Below are 15,560 nucleotides of genomic sequence, written 5' to 3' on the forward strand. Positions count from 1 at the left end.
TTGCACCGCGTCTCTGCCAGCCTTGCCGCATTCAATGGAGGTAACCATGCCAGTTAGTTATGACATCAGCCTGCCGGACCCGGCCAAGGCACGCGGCAACGATCCGGACTTGTCCTTCCACGCCCAAGGCGCGGCAGGGTTGGCCGAGGAACTTCAGACTGCCCTGCGTACCACGGTGCTGTTCGACCGCTGGCGCGCCAAGCAGGACGATCCCGACGCGGTCGACCCGCAGTGGGGCGTGACCGATCCGGCCGCTACCGTGACCGGCGCGCAGGATGATCTGCGGATCAACCTCTGCGCCACCACCAGCATCGACAGCGACGTGTTCAAGCAGCGCCTGCGCATGCTGGCCGGCAGTCACTGGGAACTGCGCAACGTACGTTGAGCCATGTTGCCCGCCCCGCTGGCAGCCGACGCGCTGCCAGCGAGCGCCGCGCCGGCATCGCCATCGTCCCACCCACCGCCCAGCGCGCGATACAGATCCACCCGGGCGATCGCGGCCGCCGCCTGGCTGCCGGCCAGCGCCGCTTGGTTGTCCAGCGCAATGCGCTGGGTGGTCAGCACGTCCAGCATGTCGATCACACCTTCCTGGTACTGACGACGCGCAGCGACCAAGGCACGATCACTTTCCTCCACCGCCACCTGCAGCGCCTGCCCGCGTCGCTGCTCCGCGCTGTAACCGTCCATCGCATCGTCCACATCGTGCCACGCCTGCAGCACCGTCTTCTGGAACTGCAGCGCGGCCTGGCGTTGCTGCAACCGGCTCAGAGCGAGGTTCGCTTTCAACCTGCCGCCCTGGAAGATCGGCAGACTGATCGCCGGACCGATGCTGAAACGATGGGCGTTCCAGCCGTCCAGGTCGTCGAGCTGTTTGGCCTGGAAGCCGGCATCGCCAGTGAGGGTGATGCGCGGCAGGAAGTTGGCCTTGGCCACACCGATGCCAGCCGTCGCCGCGTGCAGGGCCGCTTCGGCGCGGCGGATGTCCGGGCGGCGCTCGACCAGGTCGCTGGGCAGGCCAGCCGCCATGCCGGGCAATGCCGGCCAATCGCGCCGTGCGTTTTCCAGCTGTGCGTCCAGCGCCTGCGGTGAGCGCCCCAGCAGCAGGGCCAGTGCATTGCGCAGCTGCGATTGCCGATGCTGCAATGGCGCCACCCGCGCCTCCAGCGCTGCCACCTGTGCGGCCGCACTGGCCACCTGCAAGGTGGTCGCCACGCCCTGCTGCTGGCGGGCCAGGGTCAGCCGCTGCACGTCACGGGCGATGTGCAGGTTGTCCTCGGTGATCGCCAGCAGCTGACGCGTCGCGCGCAGCTGCAGATAGGTACCGGCGGTTTCGGCCATCACCGCGGTCTGCACCGCGTGCCAGTCTTCGTTGGCCATCTGCACGCGGGCATCGGCGATCTCCACCTGGCGCCGCACACGACCCCAGAGATCCAGCTCCCAGCTCAGGCCGATACCGGCCTGGAACAGCCCGTAGACTTCGCGCCCGGCATTGCCGGACGGATCGTTCAACCCCACTTCGCTGTTGCGCGCACGGGTGGCCCCGACCGTCGCGCCGACGGCCGGGGCGCGGTCGGCGGCACTGATTCCGCGCAGCGCGCGGCTCTGCGCGACGCGGTTGGCGGCCAGCTGCACATCCAGATTGGCCTGCATGGCCTGGCTCGCCAGTGCCGCCAGCAGCGGATCCTCGAAGCCGTTCCACCACGCCGCGTCATCAGCGAAGGCCGCCGAGGTGATCACGCTGCCCTCCCACTGCACTGGCAGGTTGACCTCGGGCCGCACGAAATCCGGGCCGAGGGTGCAGGCGGCCAGTGCGGTGCACAGCGCGCTGCCCGCCATCAGGCGCAACGTCTGCCGCATCATCATGCGCCCTCCCCCGGCAGCCCACGCGCGCCGCTGTCCAGATCCACGCGCGCCTCCACCGACATGCCGGCGCGCAGCTTGCCGGCCAGCGGTTGGCCTTCGTCGAGCACGATCTTCACGGGTATCCGCTGCACCACCTTGGTGAAGTTGCCGGTGGCGTTCTCCGGCGCGATCGCAGCGAAGGTCACCCCGGTGGCCGGGGCGATGCTGTCGATCCGGCCGTGCAGCGGCTGGCCGGGGAACACATCCACCTGCACGTCTACGCGCTGTCCAGCGTGCATGCGCGTCATCTGCGTTTCCTGGAAGTTGGCGACGACGAATGCCTGCTGCAGCGGCACCACCGCGAGCACCGGCGTGCCCGGGGTGAGGTAAGCGCCCACGCGCACCGCGCGGCGGCCGACCATGCCATCGATCGGCGCACGCAGCTCGGTATGCGACAGATCCAGTTCGGCACGGGCCTGTGCGGCGTCGGCCCGCTGCACGGCGGCCTGCGCGGACTGCACGCTGGCGGTCAGCAGCGCGGTGCGTTGACGCGCATTGAGCACGGCGGCCGTGCCCTGCTGCAGATGCGCGCTGGCCACCGCCTGGCGCGACTGCGCCTGCTGTGCGTTCTGCACGGTGCCGGCACCGTCGCTGGCCAGCGCGTGATAGCGGCGCTGATCGGCCTGGGCGAGGCTGAGCTCGGCGCGGCTGACGTCCACACTGGCCTGGGCCTGATCGATCACCGAACCCTGCTGCGCCAGCGCGGCCTGCGCATTGGCCAGTTGCGCCCGTGCATTGGCCAGATCGGCACGCGCGGCCGCCAGCGCTACCTGATAGTCGCGGTCATCGATGCGCGCGAGCACATCGCCGGCCTTGACCGTCTGGTTGTCCTGCACGCAGACCTCGCTGACGAAGCCCGCGATCTTCGGCGCGACCACGGTGAAGTCCGCGGTGACATAGGCGTTGTTGGTGGATTGATGGCGGCCATCGTGCAGCAGCCACCCGGCGCCACCGGCGAGCAGCAGCAGGCCGGCAGCGATGACGAAGGGAACGGAGTTGCGATGCAGGGACACAGGGGAATTCCTTGAATTCAAGCCACGGGACGTGGCGGATACATGCGTGTGGGCAGCCACGGAATCAGCGCGATCAGCGCCACCGCCACCCACGCGACGAGGAGATAGAGATCGGCCGAGGTCAGCGCGACCACCTGCGCATGCAGGCGTGCGCCCAGCCCTGGCACAGTGGTGACATCAAGCCAGGTCGCGTTGCCGATCCGGTCAACCAGCGCGGTCGAGTGCAGATGGCTGCGCGCGGTGGTGACCGCCTCGAGCAGGCCACCGGCGAGCACCGCGGCGAAGCCTTTGACGGTGTTGAACCACGCTGAGGCGAAGGGGCCATCGGTCGGCGCCAGGCTGCCGGTGGCGAGCATCAGCAGCGGCAGCACCGCCATCGGCTGGGCGATGACCTGGATCACCTGCAGCCACACGAAGTTGTCGCGGTGCCAATCGGTGGTCAGCTGCGCACCCAGGCCACAGGCCAACGCCAGCAGGCCCAGGCCGACCGCCTGCACCCAGCGGCTGTCCACCCGGCGCTGATTGAGCAGGGTCGCCACCAGCGGCAGCGCGATCAGCTGCGGCAAAGCGACCCACAGCAGCATCGGCGCGGTCTGCAGCGGCCGGTAGCCCTGCACCTTGGCCAGGAAGCTGGAGGGAATCATGATCACCGCCAACAGCACGAACAGCACGCCACCCAGCGTGATCAGCGCGTAGCTCAGATTGCGGTTGGCCAGCAGCTGCAGCTTGAAGAACGGCAGCGGGTGCGACCATTCGTTGTAGAAGAACAGCGCCAACAGGCCGGTACCACCGCCGAGCAGCAGGCAGATCAACGGCGAGGCGAACCAGTCCAGGCGCGGCCCCTGCACCAGGCCGATCACCAGCATCACCAGCGCAGGGAACCCGAGCGCCAGGCCGACCCCGTTGAACTGCGCGAAACGCTCCCACCGCAGCGGGTCCTGCGGCAGGCCCCAGGCCACCATGCCCAGCGCGGCCACACACCACGGCACGATCTGCCAGAACGCCCAGTGCCACCCCACGTAGTCCACCCACAGCGCGGCCATCGGTGTGCCCAGGCTCGGCCCGAACGTGGCCGTCAGCGCATAGCCGGCCAGGCCGTACAACTTGATGCCCGGCGGCAGGAAGCGCAGCGCCACGCTCATCAGCAGCGGTGGCAGCGCGCCGCCCGCCAGCCCCTGCAGCGCGCGCAGGATCAGCAACGAGGGCAGATCCGGTGCGAACGGACACAGCACGCCCAGCACCATGAAGGCGCCGATCATCACCAGTGCGAAGCGGCGCAGCGAAAAGGTCACCGCACACCACGGCGCAAACGCCATCGCGCTGACCGACATCGCCGTGTACAGCGCGATGATCCAGCTGCCGTCATCGACACTGAACCCCATCGCGCCCCGGATGTCGGCCAGCGCGACCTTGGTGACGTTTTCGTTGATACCGGAGATCAGTACAGCCAGCAGCACGCCGCACAGGCCCACGGCCAGACGCAGGCCAAACACCGCCTGCGCAGGCGGTGCAGCTGGCACGGCAGTTGCTGCCGGCAACGGGGCGGCAACAGCAGTCATCGAACACCACCCGGGTATCGGGGATGCAGCGGGAACAACACGGACATGGGGCCACTCCACGACGGGGAGCGGCAGTCTAGGCAGCGCCGATGCTGCGAAAAATGCTGCGCCGGCCATCGCTGGCGTGCATCCCACGCACGCCTCACCGGTTGCCGTGCAGGCGGCCGTGGCCGCAGTGCGTCAGGCCTGCGTGGACTCCGCGTCGCACATCGCCTTGATGCTGCGACGCAGCCAGCGATGCGCCAGATCGCTGTCCAGGCGGGGATGCCATGCCTGCACGACAATCGCGCTGCGGACCGGAATCGGCAGTTCGAACAGGCGCAGCGGCACCCCGAGGCGTTCCAGCCGGCCCAGCATCACGCTGGGCATCTGCGGCAGGATCAGGTCCGAATCGGCCGCGGCGAAGATCGCCGAGTGGAAGGTCGGCATGATCTGCGCGACGCGCCGGGTCAGCCCCAGTGCTTCCAGGTCCTCATCGATCGGGCCATACCAGCGGCCACGGCGCGATACGGCGATGTGGTCGAAGGCCACGAAGCGCTCGGCAGTGATCTCCCCGGCAAAGATCGGGTGGCCCTCATGGGCGGCACCGAAAAACGAGGTACTGAACAGGTTCTGCACCTTGGTATCGGCGCTCAGCTTGCTGACAGCACTGATGTGCAGATCGATCCGGCCCTGCGCCATCGCATCGTCGTCCCCATCGCCCTCGGGCACGAACCGCAGCACCGAACACGGCGCCTGCGCCTTGAACAGCTCGCGCATGCGGCCCCCATAAGTGCCGACAAACACATCGTTGGCGCGGATGCTGAAGGTGCGCTCCAGCGTCAGCATGTCGACCTCGCGGCCGGCGTTGAAGACCAGGTGGGCCTGCTCGATCACCCCGCGCACCTGCTCACGCAGCTGCAGCGCGCGCGGGGTCGGGGCCAGGCCACGGCCGGCGCGGACCAGCACCGGATCGCCGATCGCCTCGCGGATGCGGCCCAGGGTACGGCTCATCGCCGGGGCACTGAGGTTCATCCGCCGCGCCGCGCCCACGACGCTGCCCTCCTCGATCAGGGCATCCAGGGCAATGAGCAGGTTCAGATCGGGCATGGTCACGGCAGTATCACCTTCAACGTGTGGCGGTGACTTTACTGCAATCCAAAACCCGGATTGGTGCGCCAAACGCACGGCTCCGCTGCGGCGCACGGCATGGGTCCAGCGCCGACGGTGCGCCACCCTAGCGCCCCCTCTGCCGAGAATGCCGATGTTCACCAAGATCCTCGTCGCCCTGGATGGCGGCCCACAGCACGCCCAGGTACTGGCCCTGGCCGGGTCGCTGGCAGGGCCTTCCACCCGGTTGCACCTGCTGTGCGTGCTGGACCCCGCCTTCGCGCTGGCCGATGACGCGCCGCGCGCCGACCATGCCGAATATCCGGCCGCCGATGACCAGGTCCACCAGGCGCAGCGCCTGCTTGCCACCGCCCTGAACAGCCTGCGCGAGCGCGGTATCGACGGCATAGGCCACCACCCGGCCGGCGAGCCGGCGCAGGTGATCTGCGACCATGCCCGCCAGCACGGCTGCGACCTGATCGTCATCGGCCATCGCCACCTGTCGCGGCTGGAACGCCTGCTGGACCGCTCTGTAGGGCAATGGACGGTGGACCATGCGCCCTGCCCGGTGCTGGTGGAAGTGCGCGGTGGCGATGCCTGAGCGAACCCCGGCGTGCGGTCAACCATCGGCCGCGGCCGTGCCCTGGCCCGGCGGCGGGCGCTGATCGCGCTCAGCCCGGTTCGCCGCCCGCGTCCACCCGATTGCGCCCGCCCCGCTTGGCGGCGTACAGCGCGGCATCCGCCGCCGCCAGCAGCTCGGCAGGATCAGCTTCCAACACCCTCGGCACGGTCCCGACGCCGATGCTGATCGTCACCGGTCGTCCCGGCTCAGCCGATGGCAACTGCAGCTGCTCCACCGCATGGCGCATGCGCTCGGCGAGTGCAGGGGCGCCCTCCAGCGGCGTCGATGCCACCACCACGGCGAATTCCTCACCGCCATAACGGGCAACCAGATCCGTGCTGCGCACCGCGCACCCCGCCAACGTTGCAGCGACCAGGCGCAGGCACTGATCGCCGGCCGGGTGCCCGAAGCGGTCGTTGAACGCCTTGAAGCAGTCGATATCGACCATCAGCAGCGCAATGCCCTGCCCGCTTCGCCGCGCCCGCTCCCACGCGTCACGCAGACTCTGGTCGAACTGGCGTCGGTTGGCCAGGCCGGTGAGGCTGTCGATCCGCGACAGCGCATCGAGCTGGTCCTGCCGCGCGAACGAACGCATCTGCATCAACACGCTGCGCAGGCCCGACCCCACGGTGGCCAATGCAAACCCGGCCACGGCCAGATAGGGATGCTCGCGGACCATCAATGCCGACACCACCATCAACGACAGTGCCAGGATCAATGGGCTCCCGGCGCGAACGGCCATCACCAGCGCGCGCGGCACACGCACTTCACTGCCTCGGGAAGGCCGCAGCGCCATGATCGCCAGCAACAGGAACGGCACATCGATCAGCAGATCGCCCAAGCCGCCGTAGCTGTCCTCGGTCTCGACATGGTTGATGTACGCGGCAACGCCCAGGTACACCCAGGCGAACACGCACAACGTGCGGAAGAACACGCGCCGCGAGGGATCTTCGCTCGCCCGCCAGCGCAGCAGTGCAAAGCCGGCGATGAAGATGTTCTCCACATCGAACATCAGCCGCAGGTGTGCGATCCCGTCCTCGCCCGCATCGCTGAGCGTGGCGAACGAGAAGGTGTAGACAAAGAACAGGTAGCCCAGCAGCAGCGCGAGCAGCGCATCGATCAGACTGAGATACCACGGCTCCTGCCGGGGATGGGCCATCGCGAACGTGAGCGGCACGCCGTACAGCACATACAGCAGCATGCTCAGCCCCGGCGTCGCATCGGCATTGCCGCGCCCGACCTCCTGATACATGTTCAGCACCATGCCGGCCGCCCACAACCCCATGCCCAGCGCCATCGCGACCCAGCCGACGATCGACGCGCTGCGGCGCCCCCGCCACACACAGGCCAGCCCTGCCAGCAGGGGCGCCCCGATCAGGAACGCATAGGACACCGGCAGCGCATGCGCGGGCAGCAGCACCAGCGCGATGCCATGGCACAGCAGGTACAGCACCGACAGCCAGACCACCATGCGGCGTCCCATTCCGATGCGGCGTTGCGACCAACATACAAGGTTGCCCGGCACCTGGGGATCAATTCATCCCGCGTTGACGGCGTGCGCGCGGCAGGGCGCCGGGCAGCGGCGGCTATTCTTCCTCGAGCTGCTGGAAACGTTCCGCCAGGAAATCGATCAGCGCGCGTACGGAGGGCAGCAGTCCGCGCCGTGAGGGGAACACCGCATGGATGATCTCCCGCCGTGGCGCCCACGCGGGCAGCACATGCACCAGCGTGCCTGCGGCGATCTGGTCGCACACCATCATCCGCGGCAGCTGCACCACGCCCACGCCCGCCACCGCGGCTGCGCGCAGGGTCAGCATGCCGCGGGTGACCAGACGCGGCCGATGATGGATGTCCGCGCGCGTGCCGTCCGGGCCGAACAGATTCCAGACGTGCTCGTTCTGCGGCAGGCCCAGTTCCATGCTCGGCAGTGCGGCGAGATCGGCCGGCACCTGCGGCAGGCCCAGCCGCTCAATCAACGCCGGGCTGGCGACCAGGCACTGGCTGCGCTCGGCCAGCACACGCATCACCAGCTCGGTGTCCTGCAGCGGCGGTGGCCGCACCCGGATCGCGATATCGATGCCCTCGGCAATCAGATCGACCCGGCGGTTGGTGGCATCCAGCTGTATCTCCACCCCTGGGCATTGCGCCAGGAAGGCCGCGATCATCTCGCCGACACGCGTGTCCAGCAGCGCGACCGGGCAGGCCACCCGGACAATGCCGCGCGGCTCGCTGCGGGTGAGTTCGATCGCTTCCTGGGCAGCTTCGGCTTCCACCAGCATCGCCTTGCAGTGCGCGTAGAACGTCTGGCCGACCTCGGTAACCGAGAAGTGCCGCGTCGAACGCTGGATCAAGCGCACCCCCAGCCGCGCTTCGAGCAGCGCCACCCGGCGGCTGAGTTTCGACTTGGGCACGCCCAGCGCCCGCCCCGCCGGCGCGAAACCGCCGTGATCGACCACCTGGGCGAAATAGTAGAGGTCATTGAGATCCTGCACGGCCGCCACCAGCGTTCACCAGATAGGACTATGAGGATAGATTCTGCCGACTACCGGCGCCAGTGTCCTGAATCCATCATCTCCTCCATCAGACAGGGGCCTGGCCCCGGAGGAGTACGACATGAAGAAGATTCTCGGCATCTACAGCGCCCCGAAGGCGCATTGGGTGGGCGACGGCTTCCCGGCCCGGACCCTGTTTTCCTATTCCAGCCACGGCCAGCAGGTCAGCCCGTTCCTGCTGCTGGACTACGCCGGTCCGATGGCGTTCACCCCGGCCGCGCAGCCCCGCGGCGTTGGCCAGCATCCCCACCGCGGCTTCGAGACGGTCACCATCGTCTATGAGGGCGAGGTCGAGCATCGCGACTCCACCGGCGCCGGCGGCACCATCGGCCCGGGCGATGTGCAGTGGATGACCGCCGCCTCCGGCATCCTGCATGAAGAGTTCCACTCCCCCGCCTTCACCCGCACCGGCGGCACGCTGGAGATGGTGCAGCTGTGGGTAAATCTGCCGGCCAACGACAAGATGGCCGCGCCTGGCTACCAGACCCTGCTGGACGGGCAGATTCCGTCGGTGGCCTTGCCGGACCAGGCGGGCCGCGTGCGCGTGATCGCCGGTGAGTTCGACGGCCAGCGTGGCCCCGCGCGCACCTTCACACCGATGGATGTGTGGGACCTGCGGCTGCTCCAGGGGCACAGCACCCACCTGCCGGTGCCCGAGGGGCGCCACGTCGCCCTGGTCGTGCTGCGCGGCAGCGTGCAGGTCAATGGCAGCCAGGCCGTGCACGAGGCGCAGCTGGTGATGCTTGATCGCGATGGCAGCGCCCTGCGGATCGAGGCCAACAGCGATGCCACGGTGCTGGTGCTCAGTGGCGAACCGATCGACGAGCCGATCGTCGGTTATGGGCCCTTCGTGATGAACAGCCAGGACGACATCCGCCAGGCCTTCGCCGATTTCAATGGCGGCCGCTTCGGCCAGATCGCGCACACGTGATCCCGGCGAAGTGCTGGATTCACAGCGCGATTGACGCATCCCCCGTCCTCCATGGCGATGGTCGTTGCCATCGCCATGACCCGGCCGCCCAGCGGCCTCCCCACGCCCAGGAGTATTCCCATGGCAAGCGAACCCATCCGTGACCCTGTCACCGATCACCTGCTGACCCCGCAGAACGCCGCCTTCATCATCATCGACTACCAGCCGGTGCAGGTGAACTCGATCGCCTCGATGGACCGGCAGTTGCTGGTCAACAACATCGTCGGCACCGCCAGGGCCGCCGTCGCCTACGGGCTGCCGCTCGTGCATTCCACGGTCAATGTGCGCAGCGGCCTCAACAAACCGCCGATTCCGCAGCTGCGCAAGGTGCTGGCCGACCATCCCACCTACGACCGCACCACGATCAACGCGTGGGAAGACACCGCGTTCCGCGAAGCGGTGCAGGCCACCGGGCGCCGCAAGCTGATCATGACCGCCCTGTGGACCGAAGCCTGTCTGACCTTCCCCGCCTTGGATGCTTTGAAGGAGGGCTACGAGGTGTACGTCGTGGTCGATGCCGTTGGCGGCACCTCCCTGGCCGCGCATGACGCGGGCCTGCGCCGCATCGAACAGGCCGGCGGCAGGATGATCAGCGTGCCTCAGCTGTTCTGTGAGCTGCAGCGCGATTGGCAGCGCCAGGACACGGTGCCGGCGTTCATGGATCTTTTCATCCAGACGGGCGGCACTGCCGGCATCCAGTTCTCCTACGATCGCCAATGAGCGACGCAACGGCCACGCTCCCGCGTGGCCGTTGGGCGGGCATCACCCGTGCAACGCCTTGGCGTGATGCGCGATGTGCTCGCCGATGAAGCTGCTGATGAAGTAATAGCTGTGGTCGTAACCGGGCTGCAGGCGCAGCGTCAGCGGATGACCGGCCGCCGTGCAGGCCGCCTGCAACCACTGCGGCTGCAGCTGGGTGTCGAGGAACTCATCACCACCGCCCTGGTCCACCAGCAACGGCAGGCGCTCGGTCGCGGTGGCGACCAGCTCGCTGGCATCCCACGCCGCCCAACTGGCGCGGTCCTCGCCGAGGTACGCGGCAAAGGCCTTCTGGCCCCACGGCACGCGGGTCGGCGCGACGATCGGCGAGAACGCCGAGACGCTCCTGTAGCGGCCCGGATTCTTCAATGCGATCACCAGCGCACCATGGCCGCCCATCGAGTGGCCACTGATGCTGCGCGCGCCCGTCGTCGGGAAATGCGCCTCGATCCATGCCGGCAGTTCCTCCACCACGTAGTCGTACATGCGGTAGTGCGCCGCCCACGGCTGCTCGGTGGCGTTCAAATAGAAACCCGCCCCCTTGCCCAGGTCGTAGCCTTCGGCATCGGCGACGTCATCGCCGCGCGGGCTGGTGTCCGGCACGACCAGGATCACGCCATGCTCGGCGGCGTAGCGCTGCGCACCGGCCTTGGTGATGAAGTTCTGTTCGTTGCAGGTCAGCCCGCTGAGCCAGTACAGCACCGGCAGTGGCTGCGTGGCAGCCTGCGGCGGCAGATACACGGCGACGTTCATGTCGCAGCCCAGCACCTGCGATGTGTGGCGGTACACGTCCTGCCAACCGCCGGATGCGGCGCGATGTTCGATGCGTTCCATGGTGATTCTCCGTAGGGGCGGCGCGGACCACGCGCCGCCCGTAGTGGCTCAGAAATGCACAACCGAGCGGATCGACTTGCCTTCGTGCATCAGATCGAACGCGTCGTTGATCTCGTCCAGGCCCATCGTGTGGGTCACGAACGGGGCCAGCTCGATGTCACCCTTCATCGCATCTTCGACCATGCCCGGCAGCTGGGTACGGCCCTTGACGCCGCCGAAGGCCGTGCCCTTCCAGGAGCGGCCGGTGACCAGCTGGAACGGACGGGTCGAGATTTCCTGGCCCGAGCCGGCCACACCGATCACCACCGACTGGCCCCAGCCACGGTGCGCGCATTCCAGCGCCGCGCGCATCACGTTGACGTTGCCGATGCATTCAAAGGTATGGTCCACGCCCCACGTGGTCATCTCCACGATGACCTGCTGGATCGGCTTGTCATGGTCCTTCGGGTTGATGCAATCGGTCGCGCCGAACTGCTTGGCCAGTTCGAACTTGGAGGGGTTGGTATCGATCGCGAAGATACGGCCGGCCTTGGCCTGGCGCGCGCCCTGGATCACCGCCAGGCCGATGCCGCCCAGCCCGAACACCGCCACCGAATCGCCTTCCTGCACCTTGGCGGTGTTGTGCACCGCGCCGATGCCGGTGGTCACGCCGCAGCCGAGCAGGCAGACGTGTTCCGGGTTGGCTTCCGGATTGATCTTGGCCAGCGACACTTCAGCCACCACGGTGTACTCGCTGAAGGTGGAGCAGCCCATGTAGTGGTAGATCGGCTCGCCGTTGTAGCTGAAGCGGGTGGTGCCATCGGGCATCACGCCCTTGCCCTGGGTGGCGCGCACGGCCACGCACAGGTTGGTCTTGCCCGAGGTACAGAACAGGCACTCGCCGCACTCGGCGGTGTACAGCGGGATGACGTGGTCGCCCGGCTTGACGCTGGTGACGCCCTCGCCCACTTCGACCACGATGCCGGCACCTTCATGGCCGAGCACGGCCGGGAACAGACCTTCCGGATCGTCGCCGGACAGGGTGAACGCATCGGTGTGGCAGACGCCGGTGTGGGTGATCCTGACCAGCACTTCGCCCTTCTGCGGCGGAGCGACGTCGATCTCGACGATCTTGAGCGGTTCGCCAGCGGCGAAGGCAACGGCAGCACGGGATTTCATGGGGAGCACTCCAAGGCAGGGAACAGAATGTGGCAGCACGCGGTCGTCCGCGCACTCATTTGAGGTAGGACCGGATCAGCATGCTCATCTCGCGCACGCGCTCGTCGCGCTGCGCATCGGATTGGGCCGGCTGCCCGAACTCTTCGCGCAGATGCGCTTCCATCACTTCGGACATCAGCCCGTTGACGGCACCGCGGATTGCGGCGATCTGCTGCAGCACCGGCCCGCACTCGGCCCCGGCCTCCAGCGCGCGGTCCAGCGCATCGCACTGACCACGGATCCGACGGACCCGGGCGAGAACGCGCTTTTTTTCCTGCGGTGAATGGGGCATGGGGCAAAGGCCAGTTAACTATACTGGGGGTGAGTATACAGGATCGAAGCATCCAGGCCATTGACAGGCGTTCCGCTTGACATGAACAATCCAGGCAGAACGCCGCACGTGCCAGCCGGCGTCATGGACGACATCACATTTGCCATGCAGGTTCACCTTCGGATGCCAACGCGACGCGCAGTGTTCCCTTACCTTTTCCTCCTTGCCGGCGGTGCGTTGCTGCTTCGCGCCATGCATGTGCTGTCATCGCCGCTCGCAGGCACCACGGGACAGGCAGCGGCCTATGCCGATGGATACGCGGCCGGACAGACGGTTGCCGGCGCGCTGCTCGTGGCTGCTGCCGTGAGTCTCATTGCACTGGGTTGGCGCAGGCTGCGCTGCTGACCCGTTCGTGGCATCAGCCTGGCAGGCCCAGGCGCTGACCTACCCGCGCAGCAGATCAATGAACGCCCGAAGCGCGGATGACATCTGCCGCTGCCGCGGGTAATACACCGCAAAGCCCGCGAACGGTTCACTCCAGTCCTCCAGCACGGCGACCAGCCGACCGTCGTCCAGATACGGACGCGCGGAATCCTCCAGCACGTAGGCCAACCCTAGCCCGTCCACCACCGCCTGCAGGATGGTGTTCTGATCGCCGAGGGTGAGTCGCCCCGGCACATCGATTTCCAGCGCCTGGCCATCGCGTTCGAACTGCCACTTGTACAGATGGCCGCTGGCGAAGCGGAACCGCACGCACTCGTGGCGGATCAGATCGCGCGGATGCCGGGGTATCTCTCGTCCTTCAAGGTAGGCCGGCGCACCGACGATCAAGCCGCGCAGTGCCGGCCCGAGCGGCACGGCGACCATGTCTTCGGGTACCGATTCATGCAGGCGCACACCGGCGTCGTAACCGCCGGCGACGATATCCACCAGACCGTCATCCTGGGCCAGCTCCAGACGCACATCCGGATGGGCCAGCAGGAACTTCGCCAAGCGCGGGCCGAGCTGGGTCTGGACGGCGGCGCGGGTGGCATTGATGCGCAACAGGCCGGCCGGTGCGGTACGGAAATGGTTCATCTCCTCCAGCGCGTCATGCACCTGCCCCAACGCAGGCTGCAGGCGTTCGAGCAGGCGCTGGCCGGCTTCGGTGAGGGCGACGCTGCGGGTGGTGCGGTGGAACAGGCCCACGCCCAGGCGCTCTTCCAGCGCGCGTATCGCATAACTGACCGCCGAGGTGGACAGAGCCAGCTCGGCCCCCGCCTTGCGGAAGCTGCGGTGGCGGGCCACGGCGGCGAAGGCTGCCAGATGGGTCAGGTTGTCAGTGGCCATGATTATCCCGTTTCACTTGATGAATCATGCCGATATCCTGACTGTCTGTGCACGGGATCGGGGCGTATTGTAAAGCGCCTTTCTACAAACCTGCCAAGGATTCCCCCATGTCCCTCGCCCATGGTTATGCGGTGCACGACCAGACCGCACCGCTGGTGCCGTTCTCCTTCGAACGCCGCCCGGCCGGTCCCGATGACGTGCGCATCGAGATTCTCTTCAGTGGCATCTGCCACTCCGATCTGCATCAGGCCCGTGACGACTGGGGTGGTTCCAAGTTCCCGATGGTGCCGGGCCACGAGATCATCGGCCGCGTGACCGAGGTCGGCGCCAACGTCACCGGCTTCAAGGTCGGCGACTTCGCCGGCGTCGGCTGCATGGTCGATTCCTGCCGCCACTGCGCCGCCTGCGATGAAGACCTGGAGCAGTACTGCGAGAAGGGCGCGACCTTCACCTACAACAGCACCGAGCGCGAGAGCGGCCAGCCGACCTTCGGCGGTTACTCCGACCACATCGTGGTCGAGCAGCGCTTCGTGGTGAAGGTGTCCGCAACGCTCGACCTCAAGGCCGCCGCGCCGCTGCTGTGCGCCGGCATCACCACCTATTCGCCGCTGCGCCACTGGAAGGTCGGCCCCGGCCAGAAGGTGGGCGTGATCGGCCTGGGTGGCCTGGGCCACATGGGCGTGAAGTTCGCCAAGGCGATGGGCGCCACCGTGGTGATGATCACCACCACCCCGGAAAAGGGTGCCGATGCCAAGCGCCTGGGGGCCGACGAGGTGCTGGTCTCGCGCGATCCGGCGCAGATGAAGGCACATGCGGGCAGCTTCGATTTCCTGCTCAACACCATCCCGGTCAGCCACGACACCAACCCGTACATGTCCCTGCTCAAGCGCGATGCCACGATGTGCCTGGTCGGCGTGCTGACCGAACTGGATCCGCCGCTGATGGGCGCTTCGGTGATGTTCGGCCGCAAGCACATCACCGGCTCGGCGATCGGCGGCATGGCCGAAACGCAGGAGATGATGGACTTCTGTGCCGAGCACAACATCGTCAGCGATGTGGAAGTGATCGACATCAAGAGCGTCAACGAGGCCTGGGAGCGCATGGCCAGGAACGATGTGCGCTACCGCTTCGTGATCGATATGGCCACGCTGGAAAAGGCGGCCTGATCCCGGCGCAGCCACACATGAAAAACCCCGGCAATGCCGGGGTTTTTTTTGTCAGCTGTACGCGTGTGCCCTTGGCAAATGTCCCCAGGCCGCGGAGCGGCCTCCTCCTGTGCTTTGCCCAGGGGCATACCGGCCGCTACGGGCCTCGGCGTGCGGTAAGCAGGGGGAAGCCAAGCGTGGGGCGCTGGTCGGTGGGTCGGGCGCTGGGCGCCCATGCCCTTGGAGGCAAAATAAAGGAGGAGGGGGCGGCCGCAGGCCGACGCCGGGGGCCATTTGCCGGAAAGGGCCTGGGCGCCC

At 67.5% G+C, this 15,560-nt stretch carries 16 protein-coding genes; 6 read left to right on the forward strand and 10 right to left on the reverse strand.

Annotated features, from left to right (window positions below):
- Nucleotides 1-46: 46 nt before the first annotated feature.
- Nucleotides 47-385 carry a hypothetical protein gene (locus tag QMX81_RS11360; protein WP_121039729.1) on the forward strand — a complete coding sequence of 113 codons (339 nt, stop codon included), beginning with the start codon at nt 47-49 and terminating at the stop codon, nt 383-385.
- Here the strand turns inward: QMX81_RS11360 and QMX81_RS11365 are convergent.
- From QMX81_RS11365 to QMX81_RS11380, 4 genes are all read right to left on the reverse strand, one after another.
- Nucleotides 358-1,857 carry an efflux transporter outer membrane subunit gene (locus QMX81_RS11365; RefSeq protein WP_282261532.1) on the reverse strand — a complete coding sequence of 500 codons (1,500 nt, stop codon included), beginning with the start codon at nt 1,855-1,857 and terminating at the stop codon, nt 358-360. The two genes, QMX81_RS11360 and QMX81_RS11365, sit on opposite strands and share 28 nt — an antisense overlap.
- A gap of 2 nt (nt 1,858-1,859) precedes the next feature.
- A complete protein-coding gene (locus QMX81_RS11370) occupies nt 1,860-2,915 on the reverse strand; it encodes an HlyD family secretion protein (protein WP_121039735.1) in 1,056 nt (351 codons plus the stop codon).
- A gap of 17 nt (nt 2,916-2,932) precedes the next feature.
- Nucleotides 2,933-4,474 carry an MFS transporter gene (locus QMX81_RS11375; protein WP_121039738.1) on the reverse strand — a complete coding sequence of 514 codons (1,542 nt, stop codon included), beginning with the start codon at nt 4,472-4,474 and terminating at the stop codon, nt 2,933-2,935.
- Between the two features lie 180 nt (nt 4,475-4,654).
- The gene (locus tag QMX81_RS11380; protein ID WP_121039741.1) at nt 4,655-5,569 is read right to left on the reverse strand and encodes a LysR family transcriptional regulator; all 915 of its coding nucleotides are present in this window, start codon (nt 5,567-5,569) and stop codon (nt 4,655-4,657) included.
- A gap of 148 nt (nt 5,570-5,717) precedes the next feature.
- On the opposite strand from QMX81_RS11380, the gene QMX81_RS11385 reads away from it, so the two are divergent.
- Nucleotides 5,718-6,164, forward strand: a complete 447-nt coding sequence (locus QMX81_RS11385) for a universal stress protein (RefSeq protein ID WP_282261546.1) — start codon at nt 5,718-5,720, stop codon at nt 6,162-6,164.
- Between the two features lie 70 nt (nt 6,165-6,234).
- Here QMX81_RS11385 and QMX81_RS11390 read toward each other — a convergent pair whose 3' ends face one another.
- Together QMX81_RS11390 and QMX81_RS11395 are read right to left on the reverse strand one after the other, a co-directional pair.
- A complete protein-coding gene (locus QMX81_RS11390) occupies nt 6,235-7,668 on the reverse strand; it encodes a diguanylate cyclase (RefSeq protein ID WP_282261548.1) in 1,434 nt (477 codons plus the stop codon).
- 103 nt (nt 7,669-7,771) lie between these two features.
- Nucleotides 7,772-8,677, reverse strand: coding sequence for a LysR family transcriptional regulator (locus QMX81_RS11395; protein ID WP_336619087.1), 906 nt, complete (start codon nt 8,675-8,677; stop codon nt 7,772-7,774).
- Between the two features lie 121 nt (nt 8,678-8,798).
- On the opposite strand from QMX81_RS11395, the gene QMX81_RS11400 reads away from it, so the two are divergent.
- Complete coding sequence (locus QMX81_RS11400; RefSeq protein ID WP_282261552.1) at nt 8,799-9,668, forward strand: pirin family protein; 870 nt, start codon at nt 8,799-8,801, stop codon at nt 9,666-9,668.
- A gap of 120 nt (nt 9,669-9,788) precedes the next feature.
- Complete coding sequence (locus tag QMX81_RS11405) at nt 9,789-10,427, forward strand: hydrolase (protein WP_152152218.1); 639 nt, start codon at nt 9,789-9,791, stop codon at nt 10,425-10,427.
- A gap of 42 nt (nt 10,428-10,469) precedes the next feature.
- On the opposite strand, the gene fghA is transcribed toward QMX81_RS11405, so the two are convergent.
- The 3 genes from fghA to QMX81_RS11420 are packed head-to-tail and all read right to left on the reverse strand — an operon-like array spanning nt 10,470 to nt 12,789.
- Entirely contained in the window at nt 10,470-11,300 is an 831-nt protein-coding gene (gene fghA / locus QMX81_RS11410; protein ID WP_152152220.1) for an S-formylglutathione hydrolase, read from the reverse strand.
- A 48-nt stretch (nt 11,301-11,348) separates the two neighbouring features.
- Nucleotides 11,349-12,458 (reverse strand): S-(hydroxymethyl)glutathione dehydrogenase/class III alcohol dehydrogenase, encoded by a 1,110-nt coding sequence (locus QMX81_RS11415; protein ID WP_121039758.1) that lies wholly within the window; start codon nt 12,456-12,458, stop codon nt 11,349-11,351.
- Between the two features lie 55 nt (nt 12,459-12,513).
- Nucleotides 12,514-12,789 carry a metal/formaldehyde-sensitive transcriptional repressor gene (locus tag QMX81_RS11420; protein WP_019183747.1) on the reverse strand — a complete coding sequence of 92 codons (276 nt, stop codon included), beginning with the start codon at nt 12,787-12,789 and terminating at the stop codon, nt 12,514-12,516.
- A gap of 123 nt (nt 12,790-12,912) precedes the next feature.
- Between QMX81_RS11420 and QMX81_RS11425 the strand changes: the two genes are divergently transcribed.
- On the forward strand, nt 12,913-13,173 hold the full coding sequence (locus tag QMX81_RS11425) for a hypothetical protein (RefSeq protein WP_121039761.1): 261 nt from the start codon (nt 12,913-12,915) through the stop codon (nt 13,171-13,173).
- Between the two features lie 39 nt (nt 13,174-13,212).
- Here QMX81_RS11425 and QMX81_RS11430 read toward each other — a convergent pair whose 3' ends face one another.
- A complete protein-coding gene (locus QMX81_RS11430) occupies nt 13,213-14,097 on the reverse strand; it encodes a LysR family transcriptional regulator (protein ID WP_282261582.1) in 885 nt (294 codons plus the stop codon).
- 107 nt (nt 14,098-14,204) lie between these two features.
- On the opposite strand from QMX81_RS11430, the gene QMX81_RS11435 reads away from it, so the two are divergent.
- Complete coding sequence (locus tag QMX81_RS11435) at nt 14,205-15,263, forward strand: NAD(P)-dependent alcohol dehydrogenase (RefSeq protein ID WP_152152225.1); 1,059 nt, start codon at nt 14,205-14,207, stop codon at nt 15,261-15,263.
- Nucleotides 15,264-15,560: the final 297 nt, after the last annotated feature.

It is taken from the genome of Stenotrophomonas sp. PS02301, from assembly GCF_029959485.1.
Taxonomy (GTDB): domain Bacteria; phylum Pseudomonadota; class Gammaproteobacteria; order Xanthomonadales; family Xanthomonadaceae; genus Stenotrophomonas; species Stenotrophomonas maltophilia_Z.

Excerpts from the sequence above, each read along its gene's own strand:
- QMX81_RS11365 (WP_282261532.1), bottom strand. The coding sequence starts at position 1,857 with ATGCGGCAGACGTTGCGCCTGATGGCGGGCAGCGCGCTGTGCACCGCA.
- QMX81_RS11385 (WP_282261546.1), top strand. The coding sequence starts at position 5,718 with ATGTTCACCAAGATCCTCGTCGCCCTGGATGGCGGCCCACAGCACGCC.
- fghA (WP_152152220.1), bottom strand. The coding sequence starts at position 11,300 with ATGGAACGCATCGAACATCGCGCCGCATCCGGCGGTTGGCAGGACGTG.
- QMX81_RS11360 (WP_121039729.1), top strand. The coding sequence starts at position 47 with ATGCCAGTTAGTTATGACATCAGCCTGCCGGACCCGGCCAAGGCACGC.
- QMX81_RS11400 (WP_282261552.1), top strand. The coding sequence starts at position 8,799 with ATGAAGAAGATTCTCGGCATCTACAGCGCCCCGAAGGCGCATTGGGTG.
- QMX81_RS11375 (WP_121039738.1), bottom strand. The coding sequence starts at position 4,474 with ATGACTGCTGTTGCCGCCCCGTTGCCGGCAGCAACTGCCGTGCCAGCT.
- QMX81_RS11430 (WP_282261582.1), bottom strand. The coding sequence starts at position 14,097 with ATGGCCACTGACAACCTGACCCATCTGGCAGCCTTCGCCGCCGTGGCC.
- QMX81_RS11425 (WP_121039761.1), top strand. The coding sequence starts at position 12,913 with ATGGACGACATCACATTTGCCATGCAGGTTCACCTTCGGATGCCAACG.
- QMX81_RS11420 (WP_019183747.1), bottom strand. The coding sequence starts at position 12,789 with ATGCCCCATTCACCGCAGGAAAAAAAGCGCGTTCTCGCCCGGGTCCGT.
- QMX81_RS11415 (WP_121039758.1), bottom strand. The coding sequence starts at position 12,458 with ATGAAATCCCGTGCTGCCGTTGCCTTCGCCGCTGGCGAACCGCTCAAG.
- QMX81_RS11390 (WP_282261548.1), bottom strand. The coding sequence starts at position 7,668 with ATGGGACGCCGCATGGTGGTCTGGCTGTCGGTGCTGTACCTGCTGTGC.
- QMX81_RS11405 (WP_152152218.1), top strand. The coding sequence starts at position 9,789 with ATGGCAAGCGAACCCATCCGTGACCCTGTCACCGATCACCTGCTGACC.
- QMX81_RS11435 (WP_152152225.1), top strand. The coding sequence starts at position 14,205 with ATGTCCCTCGCCCATGGTTATGCGGTGCACGACCAGACCGCACCGCTG.